Annotated in this window: 14 protein-coding genes; 8 read left to right on the top strand and 6 right to left on the bottom strand. The window is 70.6% G+C overall.

Annotation, left to right across the window (positions count from 1 at the left end):
- Nucleotides 1-123 precede the first annotated feature (123 nt).
- From ACFU8W_RS08495 to ACFU8W_RS08480, 4 genes are all read right to left on the bottom strand, one after another.
- On the bottom strand, nt 124-822 hold the full coding sequence (locus tag ACFU8W_RS08495; RefSeq protein WP_345515629.1) for a response regulator transcription factor: 699 nt from the start codon (nt 820-822) through the stop codon (nt 124-126).
- Nucleotides 819-2,087: a sensor histidine kinase gene (locus ACFU8W_RS08490; protein WP_384033616.1), complete on the bottom strand. Its 1,269-nt coding sequence runs from the start codon at nt 2,085-2,087 to the stop codon at nt 819-821. Before ACFU8W_RS08490 ends, ACFU8W_RS08495 begins: the two co-directional genes overlap by 4 nt.
- Nucleotides 2,088-2,241: 154 nt before the next feature.
- Complete coding sequence (locus tag ACFU8W_RS08485; protein WP_345515627.1) at nt 2,242-2,520, bottom strand: hypothetical protein; 279 nt, start codon at nt 2,518-2,520, stop codon at nt 2,242-2,244.
- 10 nt (nt 2,521-2,530) lie between these two features.
- Nucleotides 2,531-3,313, bottom strand: coding sequence for a PspA/IM30 family protein (locus tag ACFU8W_RS08480; protein ID WP_384033612.1), 783 nt, complete (start codon nt 3,311-3,313; stop codon nt 2,531-2,533).
- Nucleotides 3,314-3,609: 296 nt separating this feature from the next.
- On the opposite strand from ACFU8W_RS08480, the gene ACFU8W_RS08475 reads away from it, so the two are divergent.
- The 3 genes from ACFU8W_RS08475 to ACFU8W_RS08465 all read left to right on the top strand — a co-directional run bounded on the left by ACFU8W_RS08475 (nt 3,610) and on the right by ACFU8W_RS08465 (nt 6,395).
- Nucleotides 3,610-4,209 carry a DUF3043 domain-containing protein gene (locus ACFU8W_RS08475; RefSeq protein ID WP_384033609.1) on the top strand — a complete coding sequence of 200 codons (600 nt, stop codon included), beginning with the start codon at nt 3,610-3,612 and terminating at the stop codon, nt 4,207-4,209.
- A gap of 125 nt (nt 4,210-4,334) precedes the next feature.
- Nucleotides 4,335-5,069, top strand: coding sequence for a class I SAM-dependent methyltransferase (locus tag ACFU8W_RS08470; RefSeq protein WP_384034281.1), 735 nt, complete (start codon nt 4,335-4,337; stop codon nt 5,067-5,069).
- Between the two features lie 249 nt (nt 5,070-5,318).
- Entirely contained in the window at nt 5,319-6,395 is a 1,077-nt protein-coding gene (locus ACFU8W_RS08465; protein ID WP_384033606.1) for a S1C family serine protease, read from the top strand.
- Nucleotides 6,396-6,464: 69 nt separating this feature from the next.
- On the opposite strand, the gene ACFU8W_RS08460 is transcribed toward ACFU8W_RS08465, so the two are convergent.
- Nucleotides 6,465-6,674, bottom strand: a complete 210-nt coding sequence (locus ACFU8W_RS08460; protein WP_030933634.1) for a hypothetical protein — start codon at nt 6,672-6,674, stop codon at nt 6,465-6,467.
- A gap of 111 nt (nt 6,675-6,785) precedes the next feature.
- Between ACFU8W_RS08460 and ACFU8W_RS08455 the strand changes: the two genes are divergently transcribed.
- The 5 genes from ACFU8W_RS08455 (at nt 6,786) to ACFU8W_RS08435 (ending at nt 12,678) form a co-directional block, all read left to right on the top strand.
- A complete protein-coding gene (locus tag ACFU8W_RS08455; protein ID WP_384033602.1) occupies nt 6,786-7,988 on the top strand; it encodes a bifunctional adenosylcobinamide kinase/adenosylcobinamide-phosphate guanylyltransferase in 1,203 nt (400 codons plus the stop codon).
- Between the two features lie 40 nt (nt 7,989-8,028).
- The gene (locus ACFU8W_RS08450) at nt 8,029-8,856 is read left to right on the top strand and encodes a class I SAM-dependent methyltransferase (RefSeq protein WP_384033599.1); all 828 of its coding nucleotides are present in this window, start codon (nt 8,029-8,031) and stop codon (nt 8,854-8,856) included.
- Between the two features lie 115 nt (nt 8,857-8,971).
- Nucleotides 8,972-10,054, top strand: coding sequence for a nicotinate-nucleotide--dimethylbenzimidazole phosphoribosyltransferase (gene cobT, locus ACFU8W_RS08445; protein ID WP_345515620.1), 1,083 nt, complete (start codon nt 8,972-8,974; stop codon nt 10,052-10,054).
- 90 nt (nt 10,055-10,144) lie between these two features.
- On the top strand, nt 10,145-11,944 hold the full coding sequence (locus ACFU8W_RS08440) for a phosphatidylglycerol lysyltransferase domain-containing protein (protein ID WP_384033594.1): 1,800 nt from the start codon (nt 10,145-10,147) through the stop codon (nt 11,942-11,944).
- The gene (locus ACFU8W_RS08435) at nt 11,941-12,678 is read left to right on the top strand and encodes a hypothetical protein (protein ID WP_384033591.1); all 738 of its coding nucleotides are present in this window, start codon (nt 11,941-11,943) and stop codon (nt 12,676-12,678) included. The genes ACFU8W_RS08440 and ACFU8W_RS08435 overlap by 4 nt, the downstream gene beginning before the upstream one ends.
- Here the strand turns inward: ACFU8W_RS08435 and ACFU8W_RS08430 are convergent.
- Nucleotides 12,621-13,382: a hypothetical protein gene (locus tag ACFU8W_RS08430; RefSeq protein WP_384033588.1), complete on the bottom strand. Its 762-nt coding sequence runs from the start codon at nt 13,380-13,382 to the stop codon at nt 12,621-12,623. The genes ACFU8W_RS08435 and ACFU8W_RS08430 overlap by 58 nt on opposite strands.
- Between the last annotated feature and the right edge of the window lie 57 nt (nt 13,383-13,439).

Below are 13,439 nucleotides of genomic sequence, written 5' to 3'. Positions count from 1 at the left end.
CGACTCGGGGACAGACCCGGCCCAGCTACACCATCGCTCATCCACAGGGGTGGAAGCGTCGACCCCAGGGCCACTTTCTTATGTGGCGCGTACCGCAGGTGGAGTACGCCGCTTCTCCACCCTTCACTCCGCCCGCGGGCGCACCAGGCCCGATTCGTACGCAAAAACCACCAATTGGGCCCGATCGCGGGCGCCCAGTTTCGCCATGGCCCGGTTCACATGGGTCTTGACGGTGAGTGGGCTGACGACGAGACGCTCGGCGATCTCGTCGTTGGAGTGCCCGCCTCCGACGAGGACCAGCACCTCTCGTTCGCGACCGGTGAGCGCATCGAGCCGCTCGGAGTACTCTGCGGCGCTCGGCCCCTCATCGCCCGAACTGCCGCCCTGCGCAAGGAAGGTGGCGATCAGTCCCTTGGTGGCGGCCGGCGAGAGGAGCGCCTCGCCACCCGCGGCGATACGGATGGCATTGAGCAGTTCGTCCGGTTCGGCGCCCTTGCCGAGGAAGCCTGAGGCGCCGGCCCTCAGCGACTGCACCACGTATTCGTCGACCTCGAAGGTGGTGAGCATGACGACCCGTACGTCCGCCAGCTCCGGGTCGGCGCTGATCATCCGGGTCGCGGCCAGTCCGTCCGTGCCGGGCATCCGGATGTCCATCAGCACCACATCGGCGCGCGTCGAGCGGGTCAGCGCCACGGCCTCCGCTCCGTCGGCCGCCTCGCCGACGACCTGCATGTCGGGCTCCGAGTCGACCAGGACCCGGAACGCGCTGCGCAGCAACGCCTGGTCGTCGACGAGCAGGACCCTGATGGGTGGTGGTGTCATGTGCCTTCCCCCGTCCGGCCCGCCATGCCCGGCGTCCCCGGCTCTCCCGTGCGGGCCTTGAGCGGCAGGATCGCATGAACCCTGAATCCGCCGCCGTAGCGGGGCCCGGCCGTGAGGATGCCCCCCAGGGCGGTGACGCGCTCGCGCATACCGAGCAGCCCGTGGCCGCCGCCGTCGGCCCCGGCGCCCGCACCCTCGGGGCTGCCCGTGCCGTTGTCGAGGACCGTGACCTCGGCCGTCCCCCCGACCCGTACGACACTGACCTCGGCCTTCGCCCCGGGGCCCGCGTGCTTGCGCACATTGGTCAGCGCTTCCTGGATCACCCGGTACGCGGCCAGATCGACGGCCGCGGGCAGCGGGGGCCTGCGGTCGACGCAGGCCACCTGGACCGGGAGCCCGGCGCGCCGGACCGTCTCCACGAGTTCGTCGAGGACCGCGAGACCGGGTGCCGGTTCGGTCGGCGCCTCCGGATCGCCGGACTGGCGCAGCAGCCCGACCGTGGCGCGGAGTTCGTTGAGTGCGGAGCGGCTGGCCTCCCGGACATGGGCGAGCGCCTCCTTGGCCTGGTCGGGGCGCTTGTCCATGACGTGGGCGGCGACCCCGGCCTGCACATTGACCAGGGCGATGTGGTGGGCGACGACATCGTGGAGATCACGGGCGATCCGCAGCCGTTCCTCGGCGACCCGCCGCCGGGCCTCCTCCTCGCGGGTGCGCTCGGCGCGTTCGGCGCGTTCCCTGATCGCGTCGACGAACGCCCGCCGGGAGCGGAGGGCATCCCCGGCGGCGCCCGCCATGCCGGTCCAGGCGAAGACCCCGAGGTTCTCCTGGCTGTACCAGGGGGACGCGCCGAAGGCCATCGCGGACGCCGTCAGCACGGCCATGGTCAGCAGGCCGACCCGCCAGGTGGTGGGCCGGTCGGTGGATGCGGCGACCGTGTAGAGCGCGATGACCGCGCTCATGACCACCGGGGCGGGCGGGTCCACCAGCACGAACTCGACGATGGACAACCCACCGGTGGCGGCCAGCACCGCCATGGGGTTGCGCCGCCGCAGGACGAGCACGGCGGCGGCGAGCACCATCAGGACCACGCTGCCCGCCTCGGGCGTGCAGGTGCCGAAGCTGGGCCCGTTCGGGGCGTTCGGGTCCGCGAACGACCCGACGATCATCGCGACGAGTACGGCCACGGCGAGCGCACCGTCGAACGCGAGGGGATGGTCGCGCAGCCAGCGCCGGACGCGCAGGAACCCGGTTCCGAGGGTGGTCACGTCAAGCTACGGTACGGCGTGTCGCGCACGGATACGGTCCACCCGCGGCAGGGGCCGTACGCAGAGCGTGGCAATCCGGGCAGAACTGTGCCCCGTGACCGGCGGACCGGACACGGGGCACAGTGCGTGTGTGCGGGTGCTGGAGCAACCGGCGTCAGCCGGGGATCAGACCCTCGTCGCGGAGCATGTCGCGCACCTCTTCGAGGGTGGCGTCGGGCGACGGCAGGATCAGTTCGGACGGCTCCAGGGAGTCGTCCGGCACAGGCGTGCCGAACTCGCGCACCGCGGCGAGGAGCGCCTGGAGCGTGGCGCGGAAGCCCGGGCCGTCGCCGCTCTCCATCTCGGCGAGCAGTTCGTCGTCGAGCTTGTTGAGCTCGGCGAGATGGCTGTCGGCCAGGACTACCTGGCCCTCCCCCATGATCCGAACGATCATGACGTCCGCCTTACTGCTTGTCGAACCTGTGCGGGGACTGCGAGGACTGCTGCTGGGCGGCGTCCTGCGAGCCGCCCTCGATGGCCTGCTGCGGGGCGGAGCCGCCGGCCAGTTCGGCCTTCATCCGCTGCAGCTCCAGCTCCACATCCGTACCACCGGAGATCCGGTCCAGCTCGGCGGCGATGTCGTCCTTCGCCGTCCCGGTCGGGTCGTCCAGAGCGCCGGAGGCGAGCAGCTCGTCGATCGCACCGGCACGCGCCTGCAGCTGCTGGGTCTTGTCCTCGGCCCGCTGGATCGCCAGGCCGACGTCGCCCATCTCCTCGGAGATCCCGGAGAACGCCTCGCCGATCCGGGTCTGCGCCTGGGCCGCGGTGTAGGTGGCCTTGATGGTCTCCTTCTTCGTACGGAAGGCGTCGACCTTGGCCTGCAGCCGCTGGGCCGCGAGAGTGAGCTTCTCCTCCTCACCCTGCAGCGTCGCGTGCTGTGTCTCCAGGTCGGTGACCTGCTGCTGGAGTGCGGCGCGCCGGGACAGCGCCTCGCGGGCCAGGTCCTCGCGGCCGAGCGCGAGCGCCTTGCGGCCCTGGTCCTCCAGCTTGGACGTCTGGCCCTGCAGCTGGTTCAGCTGCAGCTCCAGGCGCTTGCGCGAGGTCGCCACATCGGCGACACCGCGGCGCACCTTCTGAAGCAGCTCCAGCTGCTTCTGGTACGAGTAATCGAGGGTCTCGCGCGGATCCTCGGCCCGGTCAAGGGCCTTGTTTGCCTTCGCGCGGAAGATCATCCCCATACGCTTCATGACACCGCTCATGGGCTTCGCGCGCCCCCTTCTGACGGACTGGGCTCCAGCACTCCAACAGAACCCACAGTACGGGCCCTGTCTCTATTACCGCACTGTTCGAGCACGGATGTGCTCCTCCCCAAGGACGACTGCCCCCGGTTACCGCTCCGGCCCAGGGAGTAGGCGGCCCTCGGGGAAACCGGTGGCAACGTCCGATCTGCGCCTCTCGGGACACCTGGAAGGACGTAGGCCGTTGCCGGATCGTTCCCGACCGGGCTGGGGTCGTCGCGGCCGACCCCGTACCCTTGGGTTTTGTGTTCCGTAGCCGTTCGAAGGATGAGAAGGCCCCCGCCACCAAGGTGACGGCGGACCTCTCCACGCAGCCCCGCGACCCGCAGGCCCCCAAAGGTCGCCCCACCCCCAAGCGCAGCGATGCCCAGTCGCAGCGCCGTCGTGCCTCCAGTGGCGCGCCGCTCGACCGCAAGGAGGCCATGAGACGCCAGCGCGAAGCGCGCCGGGTGGACCTGGCCAAGCAGCGCGAGGCGCTCGCCAGTGGTGACGAGCGCTACCTGCCGGCCCGTGACAAGGGTCCGGTGCGGCGCTTCGTCCGCGACTTCGTGGACTCGCGCTTCTGCATCGCGGAGTTCTTCCTGCCGCTCGCGGTGATCATCCTGATCCTCAGCGTGATCCAGGTGCGGAACATCCAGAGCATCTCGCTGCTGCTCTGGCTCGGCGTGATCGTGCTGATCGTCATCGACTCGATCGGTCTCACGTTCCGGCTGAAGAAGCAGCTGAACGCCCGCTTCCCCGATACGCCGAAGCGCGGCGCGGTCGCCTACGGCCTGATGCGTACGCTTCAGATGCGTCGGCTCCGTCTGCCGAAGCCGCAGGTCAAGCGCGGAGAGCGGCCCTGAGTACGGAGCTTTCCGACTCGGTCGGCGGTCCGTCCGCGGGCCTGCCGGGCGATGCCGCCCTCAGGGACTCCAGGGACTACGGGTTCACCGGGGCCTCTTCGGCGTGGCTCAGAGGGCTCGGCAGGCTGCGCAACACCGTCCGCCAGGAGCTCGTCGCCCGGCAGCTCGACGAGCAGATAGCCGCGCGCTTCCCGGTCGGTCAGCGGCTGCGGGTTCTCGATGTCGGCATGGGACAGGGCACGCAGGCGCTGCGGCTGGCCCGGGCCGGCCACACGGTGACCGGTCTGGAGTCCGACGCCGAGATGCTGAGGGTCGCCCGCGAGGCGCTCGGGGCCGAGCCCGCGGGCATCCGGGAGCGGGTCCGGCTGATCGAGGGCGACGGCCTGGACACGGGTGTGCACTTCCTGCCGGGCAGCTTCGACGTGGTGCTCTGCCACGGCGTGCTGATGTACGTCCGGGAGCCGGACGCCCTGCTGGCCGGACTGGCCCGGATGCTGGCGCCCGGCGGGCTGCTCTCGCTGCTCGTACGGAACGGCGACGCGCTGGCGATGCGGCCGGGCACCGCCGGGGACTGGGACACGGCACTGGCCGCGTTCGACACGGACACGTACACCAACCGGCTGGGCCTGACGGTCCGCGCCGACCGGCTGGACGCCCTCACGGCCACGCTCGCCGGGATCGCGGCGCCGTTGCACGCCTGGTACGGGGTGCGGATCTTCACGGACCAGGTGGGCAATGACGTGGAGCTGCCGGCCGCGGCGGAACTCGACCGGGTGCTGGCCGCGGAGGACCGGGCCGGACGGACGGATCCGTACCGCCGGGTTGCCGCGCTGCTGCATCTGTGCGGGGTGCGCGGCTAGCGGGCGTCAGGAAGAGGGCCGGACAGTTCACGGCGCCCGGCGCGGTGCGTCGCAGGGCGCCGGAGCATCCAGGTAGCGAGCTGTTCCGACATATCGGCAGCGCCGCGAGATGCCGCGCAGGCCGGCGCGGCCCCGGCCGTGATCCGCCGGAAATCCCCGGGGACGATTGAGGGGCGGACGGGGAGCGGGCTTCACCCGATCGGCCGAGCCCAACAGGCCGCCAATGGGGTTAAAAGTAATGATTCAGACATGGATGCTTTCCACTCGCGCGGCCGTCTTTACCGGCTGCTGCTGCCTCTGACCGCAGGTGTCTGTGCCATAGCCCTGGTGTCCGGCTGCTCGGACTCGGACTCGGCCAGCGCCGATGCCACGAAGTCGGCCTCGCCGCATACGACTTCCCGGGCCTCAGGTGATCTGCAGGCCGAGTACCAGACCGTCATCAAGAACGTGCTGCCCTCCGTGGTACAGATCCAAGCCGCCGACAGTCTCGGATCCGGCATCGTCTACGACGACAAGGGCCATATCGTCACCAATGCCCATGTGGTCGGCCAGGAGAAGACATTCAAGGTCACCGTCGCCACCGGCGAGAAGGAGCTGGACGCCTCGCTGGTCGCCACCTATCCGGAGCAGGACCTGGCCGTCATCAAGCTCGACAAAGTACCGAGCGGGCTGAAGGCGGCGAAGTTCGGCAACTCGGAGAAGGTCGAGGTCGGTCAGATAGTGCTGGCGATGGGTTCGCCGCTCGGACTGTCCAGCAGCGTCACCCAGGGCATCGTGTCGGCCGTCGGCCGGACCGTCAGCGAGAGCCGGGAGGAAGGTGGCACGGGGGCGACCATAGCGAACATGGTGCAGACCTCGGCGGCGATCAACCCGGGCAACAGCGGCGGTGCGCTGGTGAACCTGAACAGTGAGGTGATCGGCATTCCTACGCTGGCGGCGACGGATCCGCAGATGAACGGCGCGGCACCCGGCATCGGGTTCGCGATCCCCGTCTCGATGGTGAAGACAGTGGCCGACCAGATCATCAAGTACGGCAAGGTCACCGACTCGGGCCGGGCGGCGCTGAACATCACCGGCCGCACAGTCGTCGACGACAACTACCAGCCGTTCGGAATCGCGCTGGTCACCGTCACCTCTGGCGGAGGCGCGGACAAGGCCGGACTGCGGGTCGGCGACATCGTCACGAAGATCGACGACACACGGATCACGACGATGACGGCGCTGGCCGAGACGCTGGCCGGCAAGAAGCCTGGCGAGAAGGTCAAGGTGACATATCTGCGCAACGGCGTGGAGAATACTGCGGTCGTCACTCTGGGCGAGATCTGACCGCTGCCACGCAAAGGCCCCGGATGCCGAGGAACGGCGCCCGGGGCCTTCGTGCGCCCGTATCGGCGGTCAGCCCTGGTCGGCCTGGAGACTCATCGGGCCGTAGATCTTCGTCGCGTCCTCGAAGAGGGTCACCTGGTCCGCCCCGCCGTCCAGAAGTTCCTTCCAGAACTCACCGATCCATGACTCCGCATCGCCCTGGGTCGTGAATTCCTCCGGCTGCAGGGCCGGCTCCGTCTCCGTACCGTCGGACTTCTCGAACCGCCACGTCCACGCCATGTCCGCCTCCTGGGTCGCGTTGCTGCCCGCAGCCTAGTGCCTGGGGCCTTTCGGACCGAGATCCATGAGGTTGGTCGCGCAGTCGGTGCGGGGACGCGGGAGGATCGGAGCGTGGAACTGACACTGCTCGGCACCGGAGCCCCCGACGGGCTGCCGCGCCCCGAATGTCCGTGCGCCGCCTGCGCCACCGCCCGCGGGGTGTGGGCGCGCGCCGCGACCGCACTGCTGGTCGACGGCGCGGTGCTGCTCGATCTCACCCCGGGGGCCGTGTTCGCCGCCGCACGTGCGGGTCATTCACTGACCGGCGTACGGCAGGTGCTGCTCAGCCATCCGCACGACGGGCCCGCCGTGGAGCTGCCCGCCGGGCTGCCTCCGGCCGGACGGGTGCCGGACGGGCAGGTGCTGACGCTGATCAGCGGGCACCGGATCCGGGCGGTGCCGATGGACTCGCCGGGGACCGGGTACGAGGTGACGTCCCCGGAGGGCGCGCGGCTGCTGTACATGCCGCCGGGCGCGGCCCCCGCCGGTCTCACGGACCGGGTGGCGGAGCCGTACGACATGGTGGTCGGTGATGTGACCGGACGCCCGGACGCAATGGCCAGGCTGCGGGCCGTCGAAGCGATCGGGCCGGCCACCGAGGTCATCGCCGTTCATCTGGACCATGACGCGCCCATCGGCCCCGAACTGGACCGGCGCCTCGCGGCGGCCGGCGCCCGGACCGTGCCGGACGGGACGACACTGGTGGTCGGCGAGTACCACGTCGTACCGGATGTCCCGCGGCGAACACTGGTGACGGGCGGGGCGCGGTCCGGGAAGTCGGTGGAGGCCGAGCGGCGGCTGGAGACCTTCCCCGAGGTGGTGTATGTGGCGACCGGCGGCGGCCGCGAAGGCGACGCGGAGTGGATGGCCCGGGTCGGGCTGCACCGGGATCGCAGACCGACGGCCTGGCGCACCGAGGAGACCTGTGAGCTGGTGGACCTGCTGAAGTCGGACGGGCCGCCGCTGCTGATCGACTGCCTGTCTCTGTGGCTGACGGACGCGATGGACCGGGTGAACGCCTGGGACGACGCGGCGTGGGCGGACGGCGGCGAGAGTGCGCTGCGGGAGCGGGTCTCCGAACTGGTCGGCGCGGTGCGCGGGACGCGGCGTACGGTCGTCACCGTGACCAACGAGGTCGGCTCGGGCGTGGTGCCCGGAACCGCCGCCGGTCGGCGGTTCCGGGACGAGCTGGGGCGGCTCAACTCCGCGTTCGCCGACGAGTGCGAGCACGTGCTGCTGGTGGTGGCCGGTCAGGCGCTGACGCTACGCGGCTGACCCGCATCGCAACAGGATCAGCAGCAGGAAGGGAGCGGACATGGCACGGGTGAGGCCGATGCTGGAAGGCGTTCCGGAGACCCTGCTCTGGACGCTCTACAACCGGGCGTACGAGGCGGGGCAGCTCTATCCCGTCATCGACGATCCCATGGCGCTGCAGCTCATGGCGGACCTCGACTACCCCTTCGAGGAGCGCTTCGGGCGGCCGAACGCCTTCCACTCGCAGGCGCAGGCGCTGCGCTCACGCTGCTTCGACCTGACGGTGCAGGGCTATTTGCGCGGGCATCCGGAGGCCACCGTCGTCGCGCTCGGCGACGGGCTGGAAACCGGCTTCTGGCGGGTCGACAACGGGCGGCTCAGCTGGCTGAGTGTGGAGTTGCCCCAGGTGGCAGCGTTGCGCCGGATGCTGCTGCCCTCCTCGAACCGGCTGCGGACGCTCTCCCGCTCGGCGACCGATCTCTCCTGGCTGGACGAGATCGAGGACCCTGCGGGCCGGGGCGTGATCGTCACGACACAGGGGCTGCTGATGTATCTGCAGCCCTGGGTGGTACGGAAGATCCTGGCGACCTGCGCCGAACGGCTGCCGGGCGGGGTGCTCGTCCTGGACTCGATGGCGCGCCGGCCGGCGAAGGGGACGGTGGCCGGGAAGTCGAAGGTCGGCTCCATGACCGTCCCGCCGATGCACTGGGCGATGAACCCGGGCGAGCGGAAGAAGCTGCGCAGTGCGCATCCGAACATCACCGAGGTGCGCGCGCTGGGGCTGCCGCGGGGGCGGGGCGCGATGGGAGAACTGATCCGGCTCCAGCATCTGACGCCGGGGCTGCGGACGCTGACCCCTGCGATGACGCTGCTGCGCTTCGGCACCTGAGGGGCCGGCCGCCGCACTGATGATGCGTCAGAATCGTGGCAGGTACTGTTCCGCAGTGAGCCCGCCGCCGGGCTCACCGGCCCACACCACGTAACGACCCGCGAGGCAGACCCCCGTGAATCTGGACGACTTCTCCGACCTGATCGAACGCCCCGACGGCGGGGTACGGCGCGACGCCGAGGAACGCCGGGAGCGGCAGATCGTGCCCCCGGGCGCCCTCGGCCGGCTCGACGAGCTGGGCGAGTGGCTCTCGGCCGCCCAGCAGGCCGTGCCGGTCAAGCCGATCCTGCAGCCGCGCGTGGTGCTCTTCGCCGGTGATCACGGGGTGGCCGAGCTCGGTGTCTCCGGCCGCGCGGCCGGGACCGCGCACGAGCTGGTCCGGGCCACGCTGGAGGGCGCGACGCCGCTGGCCGTGCTGGCCCGCCAGTTCTCCGTACCGGTGCGGATCGTCGACGCCGGCCTGGACTGCGAGCCGGAGCTGCTGCCCGAGTCGGTCGTACGTCACCGGGTGCGGCGCGGCAGCGGCCGGATCGACATCGAGGACGCCCTGACGGCCGAGGAGGCCGAGCAGGCGGTACGTCTGGGCATCGCGATCGCCGACGAGGAGGCCGACTCGGGCACCGATCTGGTGGTGCTCGGTGATCTGAGCGTCGGTGGCACCACGGCGGCGGCCACCCTGATCGCGGCCCTGTGCGGCACGGACGCCTCCGTGGTCACCGGGCGCGGCGGCGCGGGTATCGACGATCTCGCCTGGATGCGCAAGTGCGCGGCGATCCGGGACTCGCTGCGGCGGGCCCGGCCGGTCCTCGGCGACCAGCTGGAGCTGCTGGCCACGGTCGGCGGCGCGGACCTGGCGGCGACGACGGGGTTCCTGCTGCAGTGCGCGGTGCGCAGGCTGCCGGTGATCCTGGACGGCGTGGTCTCGTCGGCGTGCGCGCTGGTCGCTCAGCGGGCCGCCTTCCGGGCGCCGGATTGGTGGCTGGCCGGCCAGGTGAGCGGCGAGCCGGCACAGACGAAGGCGCTGGACCGGATGGCGCTCAACCCGCTGCTGGACCACGGCGTCATCGTGGGCGAGGGGAGCGGGGCGCTGCTGGCGCTTCCGCTCGTGCAGGCCGCCGCCGCGCTGGCGGCGGAGCTGCCCGAGCGGGTGCCGGCCGACGAGGACGACGCCTCGAAGACCGACACGGACGACGACTGACGGACCCTGCTGCGCTGCGGCCGCCGACCACCGGACACCGGCCGCAGCAGGCCTCCCCATGGGGCGCGATGCACCATATGATCGCTTTTCATGGGAGAGGTCCGATTGGTCAGCCAGGACGCCCGGCGGAGCACCGTCCGCTCACGACGCAGTGCGGCATTCACCATCTGGTATCTGCGCATCGTGTCGTTCATCAATTTCCTGAGCGCCGTCTGGGTCACGCTCGGTCAGGACCTGCGTCGGCACAACACCGAGAACTACTTCACGCCCTATCTCCTCACCGCGGGCTTCTCCTCCGGAGTGGTCGCCCTCTTCCTCGCGATCACCATGCGACGCCGCAAGCGCGCCGCCTGGATCGTCAACATCGTGCTGAGCGGCCTCCTGCTCCTGCTCTTCGCCTTCGTGATCCTCTTTCCCGAGATCCGGCGGTACCCGCAGAACTGGATCTCCCTGGCGCTGACAGCCGCGTTCGTCGTGGCACTGATCCTGGGCCGGCGGGAGTTCTACGCGAAGGGCGACCGGTCCAACGCGAAGCTGGCGGCCGTGGTCGCCGTCGGCGGGCTGCTGGTCACCTCGCTGATCGCCACCCTGCTGGTCACCGTCACGAACACGGCGCACGACGAGTACCGGTCGACCTTCCTCGACCGCTGGCGCTACGGCGCGCTGCGGCTGATCTCGGTGGCGACCGACGAAGCCCGCTTCCCCGGCATCACCGTGCCCGGCTGGGTCAATGTCGTCATCAACATCCTCTCCACGCTGCTGCTGATCGCCGTCGTGTACGTGGCGTTCCGCTCCCGCCGGGCCGTCGACCCGATCACCCAACAGGACGAGGACCGGCTCCGCGCCCTCCTGGAAAAGCACGGCGAACGCGACTCGCTCGGCTACTTCGCGCTGCGCCGGGAGAAGAGCGTCATCTGGTCGCCGACCGGGAAGGCGGCCGTCACCTACCGGGTGGTCGGCGGCGTCTCGCTCGCCTCCGGTGACCCGATCGGCGACCCGGAGGCCTGGCCCGGCGCGATCGAACCATGGCTGGCCGAGGCCCGCGAGCACGGCTGGATCCCGGCGGTGATGGGGGTGAGCGAGGAGGGCGGCACGGTCTACGCCCGGCACGGGCTCGACGCGCTGGAACTCGGCGACGAGGCAATCGTGGAGACCGCCGAGTTCACCCTCGAAGGGCGGGCGATGCGGACCGTCCGCCAGGCGTACAACCGGATCAGGCGTGCCGGGTACGAGGTCACCATCCGGCGCCACTGCGACATCCCCGACGAGGAGATGGCCGAACTGCTGCGGCGCGCCGACGACTGGCGCGACGGGGAGACCGAGCGCGGCTTCTCGATGGCGCTGGGGCGGCTCGGCGATCCGGCGGACGGCCGGTGCGTGATGCTCGAATGCCGTGACTCCACGGAGAAGGGGCAGGGCGAAGGAACGGGCGGCCCCGGCGAATTGCGAGCCGTACTGAGCTTCGTTCCCTGGGGCCCGAACGGTCTCTCGCTGGACCTGATGCGCCGTGACCGGGACGCCGAGAACGGTCTGATGGAGTTCATGGTCATCGAACTCCTCCAGCGTGCCGAACAGATCGGGATCACGCAGGTGTCGCTCAACTTCGCGATGTTCAGGTCGGTCTTCGAGAGGGGGTCGCGGCTGGGCGCGGGACCGGTGCTGAGGCTGTGGCGCTCGCTGCTCAGCTTCTTCTCGCGCTGGTGGCAGATCGAGTCGCTCTACCGCGCCAACGCCAAGTACCGACCGATCTGGGAGCCGCGTTTCATGCTCTTCGAGAAGAGCTCCGACCTGCTGCGCATCGGCATCGCCGCGGGCCGCGCCGAAGGGTTCCTGGAGGCGCCCGGGCTGCCCAAGTGGCTGCACCGCTCGCACCTGGGAACCCATAGATGAGACCGCTGGCGGCGCTGCGCACGGTCGCCCGACGCGAGTGGGCACCGCTGCTCTCGACCGTACGCGGGGCGCTCGCCCGCTCCCGGCTGCGGGCGGCCCCCATGACGCCGGCCGCGGTCGGTCTGACGGCGCTGCTCCAGGCGGTGCAGAACCAGCCGTGGGGCTTCCTTCCGGTACAGGTCCTCGGCTCGGTGCGGGCCGAGGACCCGCTGTGGACCGCCCTGCTGCGTACCCCGCTGTCGCTGTTCGTGCCCGCGCTCGATCTGCCGGTGTGGGGTGCGCTGGCGCAGGTGCTCGTGGTGTTCGGGGTCGCCGAGATCTGTCTCGGGCGGCGGCGCACGCTGCTCATCGCGTACGTCGCCACGCTGGCCGGGACGCTGTACGCACGGACCGGCGTCGCGGTCGGCCCCGACGGGCTGTTCGGGCTGCCGGCATCCGACGCGCAGGTCGTCGACACGGGACCGTCGGCGGCAGTCGTGGGGCTCGCGATCTATGTGTGCCACGCCTACCGGGCGTGGTTCACCGGGGCGGTGGTGATCGCGGCGATGGTCGTCGAGGTGCTCCTCAGGAACAATCTGGCGGGCAAGGAGCATCTGGCGGCGATCGCCGCGGTGCTGATCCTGTGCGGCTTCACCGCCCGGTACGACCGGCGTCGGCAACCGCCCGTCCGTCGCGATCAGGACTTGGGCGTGGGAACGCGGCCCCGGTCCGGCGCTCCGCCGATGAGGTCCTGAAACCTGCGGCGCGGCCCCGCCCAGCGCCGGTCGTGGTGGTACGCGCGCAGCACCGCCTTGGAACGGGCGCGGTGCCGGTTGCGGTAGAACCTCTTCGCCCACATCGACGTCGGCCGGGCCAGCCGGATCGCCCCGAACAGAGCGACGAACGGCACCAGGGTGCCGAGCACCGCCATCCGCGCCTTGCCCTTGAACAGGGCGATCAGCACGAAGCAGAAGTTGATCAGCAGGGTCAGGACGATGCCGAGCCGGCCCTGTTGCTGATCACTGGTCAGTTCGTTCACCCCGAGCGGCGAGAAGCCGCCGAGGAGGAGCAGGACGAGCGCCGCGGTGAGGACGACGACCTCGACGCTCTGGCGCCCCTGTTCGGACCAGTACACGTCATCGAGATGGAGGATCAGGGCGAACTCGTCCAGCACCAGCCCCGCGCCCGTCCCGAAGATCACCGCGCAGACGCCCGCCGCGACGCCGTACCGTCCGCTGGATACCGCGCCGAAGCCGCCGATCACCGTCAGCACCACACCGGGCACCACATGGTGGACGTGGACCCCCCCGGGCGTGATGTTGCGGAAGGGCCCCTTCCCGGCCCTGATCATCCGGGTGATGAGACGGGTGATGGCGAAGGTCAGCACAAAGGCGGCCAGGGCGAGAAGCAGGGGCAGCTTCCCCGGCTCGACAAAGTTCTGATCGAACCAGTGACCCATGCCACCCACTCCCATTGATCCGCTTGTGCGGTGCTTTGCAGCGTTTCGGCCAATCTA

The sequence above is a fragment of the Streptomyces sp. NPDC057565 genome, from assembly GCF_042801455.1.
In the GTDB taxonomy this organism is placed as follows: Bacteria; Actinomycetota; Actinomycetes; order Streptomycetales; family Streptomycetaceae; genus Streptomyces; species Streptomyces yanii.
This window is presented reverse-complemented; position numbering and strand designations above follow the sequence as displayed.

Bases quoted from the DNA above. Each gene is read 5' to 3' on its own strand.
- ACFU8W_RS08495 (WP_345515629.1), bottom strand. From the start codon at position 822: ATGACACCACCACCCATCAGGGTCCTGCTCGTCGACGACCAGGCGTTG.
- ACFU8W_RS08485 (WP_345515627.1), bottom strand. From the start codon at position 2,520: ATGATCGTTCGGATCATGGGGGAGGGCCAGGTAGTCCTGGCCGACAGC.
- ACFU8W_RS08480 (WP_384033612.1), bottom strand. From the start codon at position 3,313: ATGAAGCGTATGGGGATGATCTTCCGCGCGAAGGCAAACAAGGCCCTT.
- ACFU8W_RS08465 (WP_384033606.1), top strand. From the start codon at position 5,319: ATGGATGCTTTCCACTCGCGCGGCCGTCTTTACCGGCTGCTGCTGCCT.
- ACFU8W_RS08460 (WP_030933634.1), bottom strand. From the start codon at position 6,674: ATGGCGTGGACGTGGCGGTTCGAGAAGTCCGACGGTACGGAGACGGAG.
- ACFU8W_RS08450 (WP_384033599.1), top strand. From the start codon at position 8,029: ATGGCACGGGTGAGGCCGATGCTGGAAGGCGTTCCGGAGACCCTGCTC.
- ACFU8W_RS08440 (WP_384033594.1), top strand. From the start codon at position 10,145: ATGGGAGAGGTCCGATTGGTCAGCCAGGACGCCCGGCGGAGCACCGTC.
- ACFU8W_RS08435 (WP_384033591.1), top strand. From the start codon at position 11,941: ATGAGACCGCTGGCGGCGCTGCGCACGGTCGCCCGACGCGAGTGGGCA.
- ACFU8W_RS08430 (WP_384033588.1), bottom strand. From the start codon at position 13,382: ATGGGTCACTGGTTCGATCAGAACTTTGTCGAGCCGGGGAAGCTGCCC.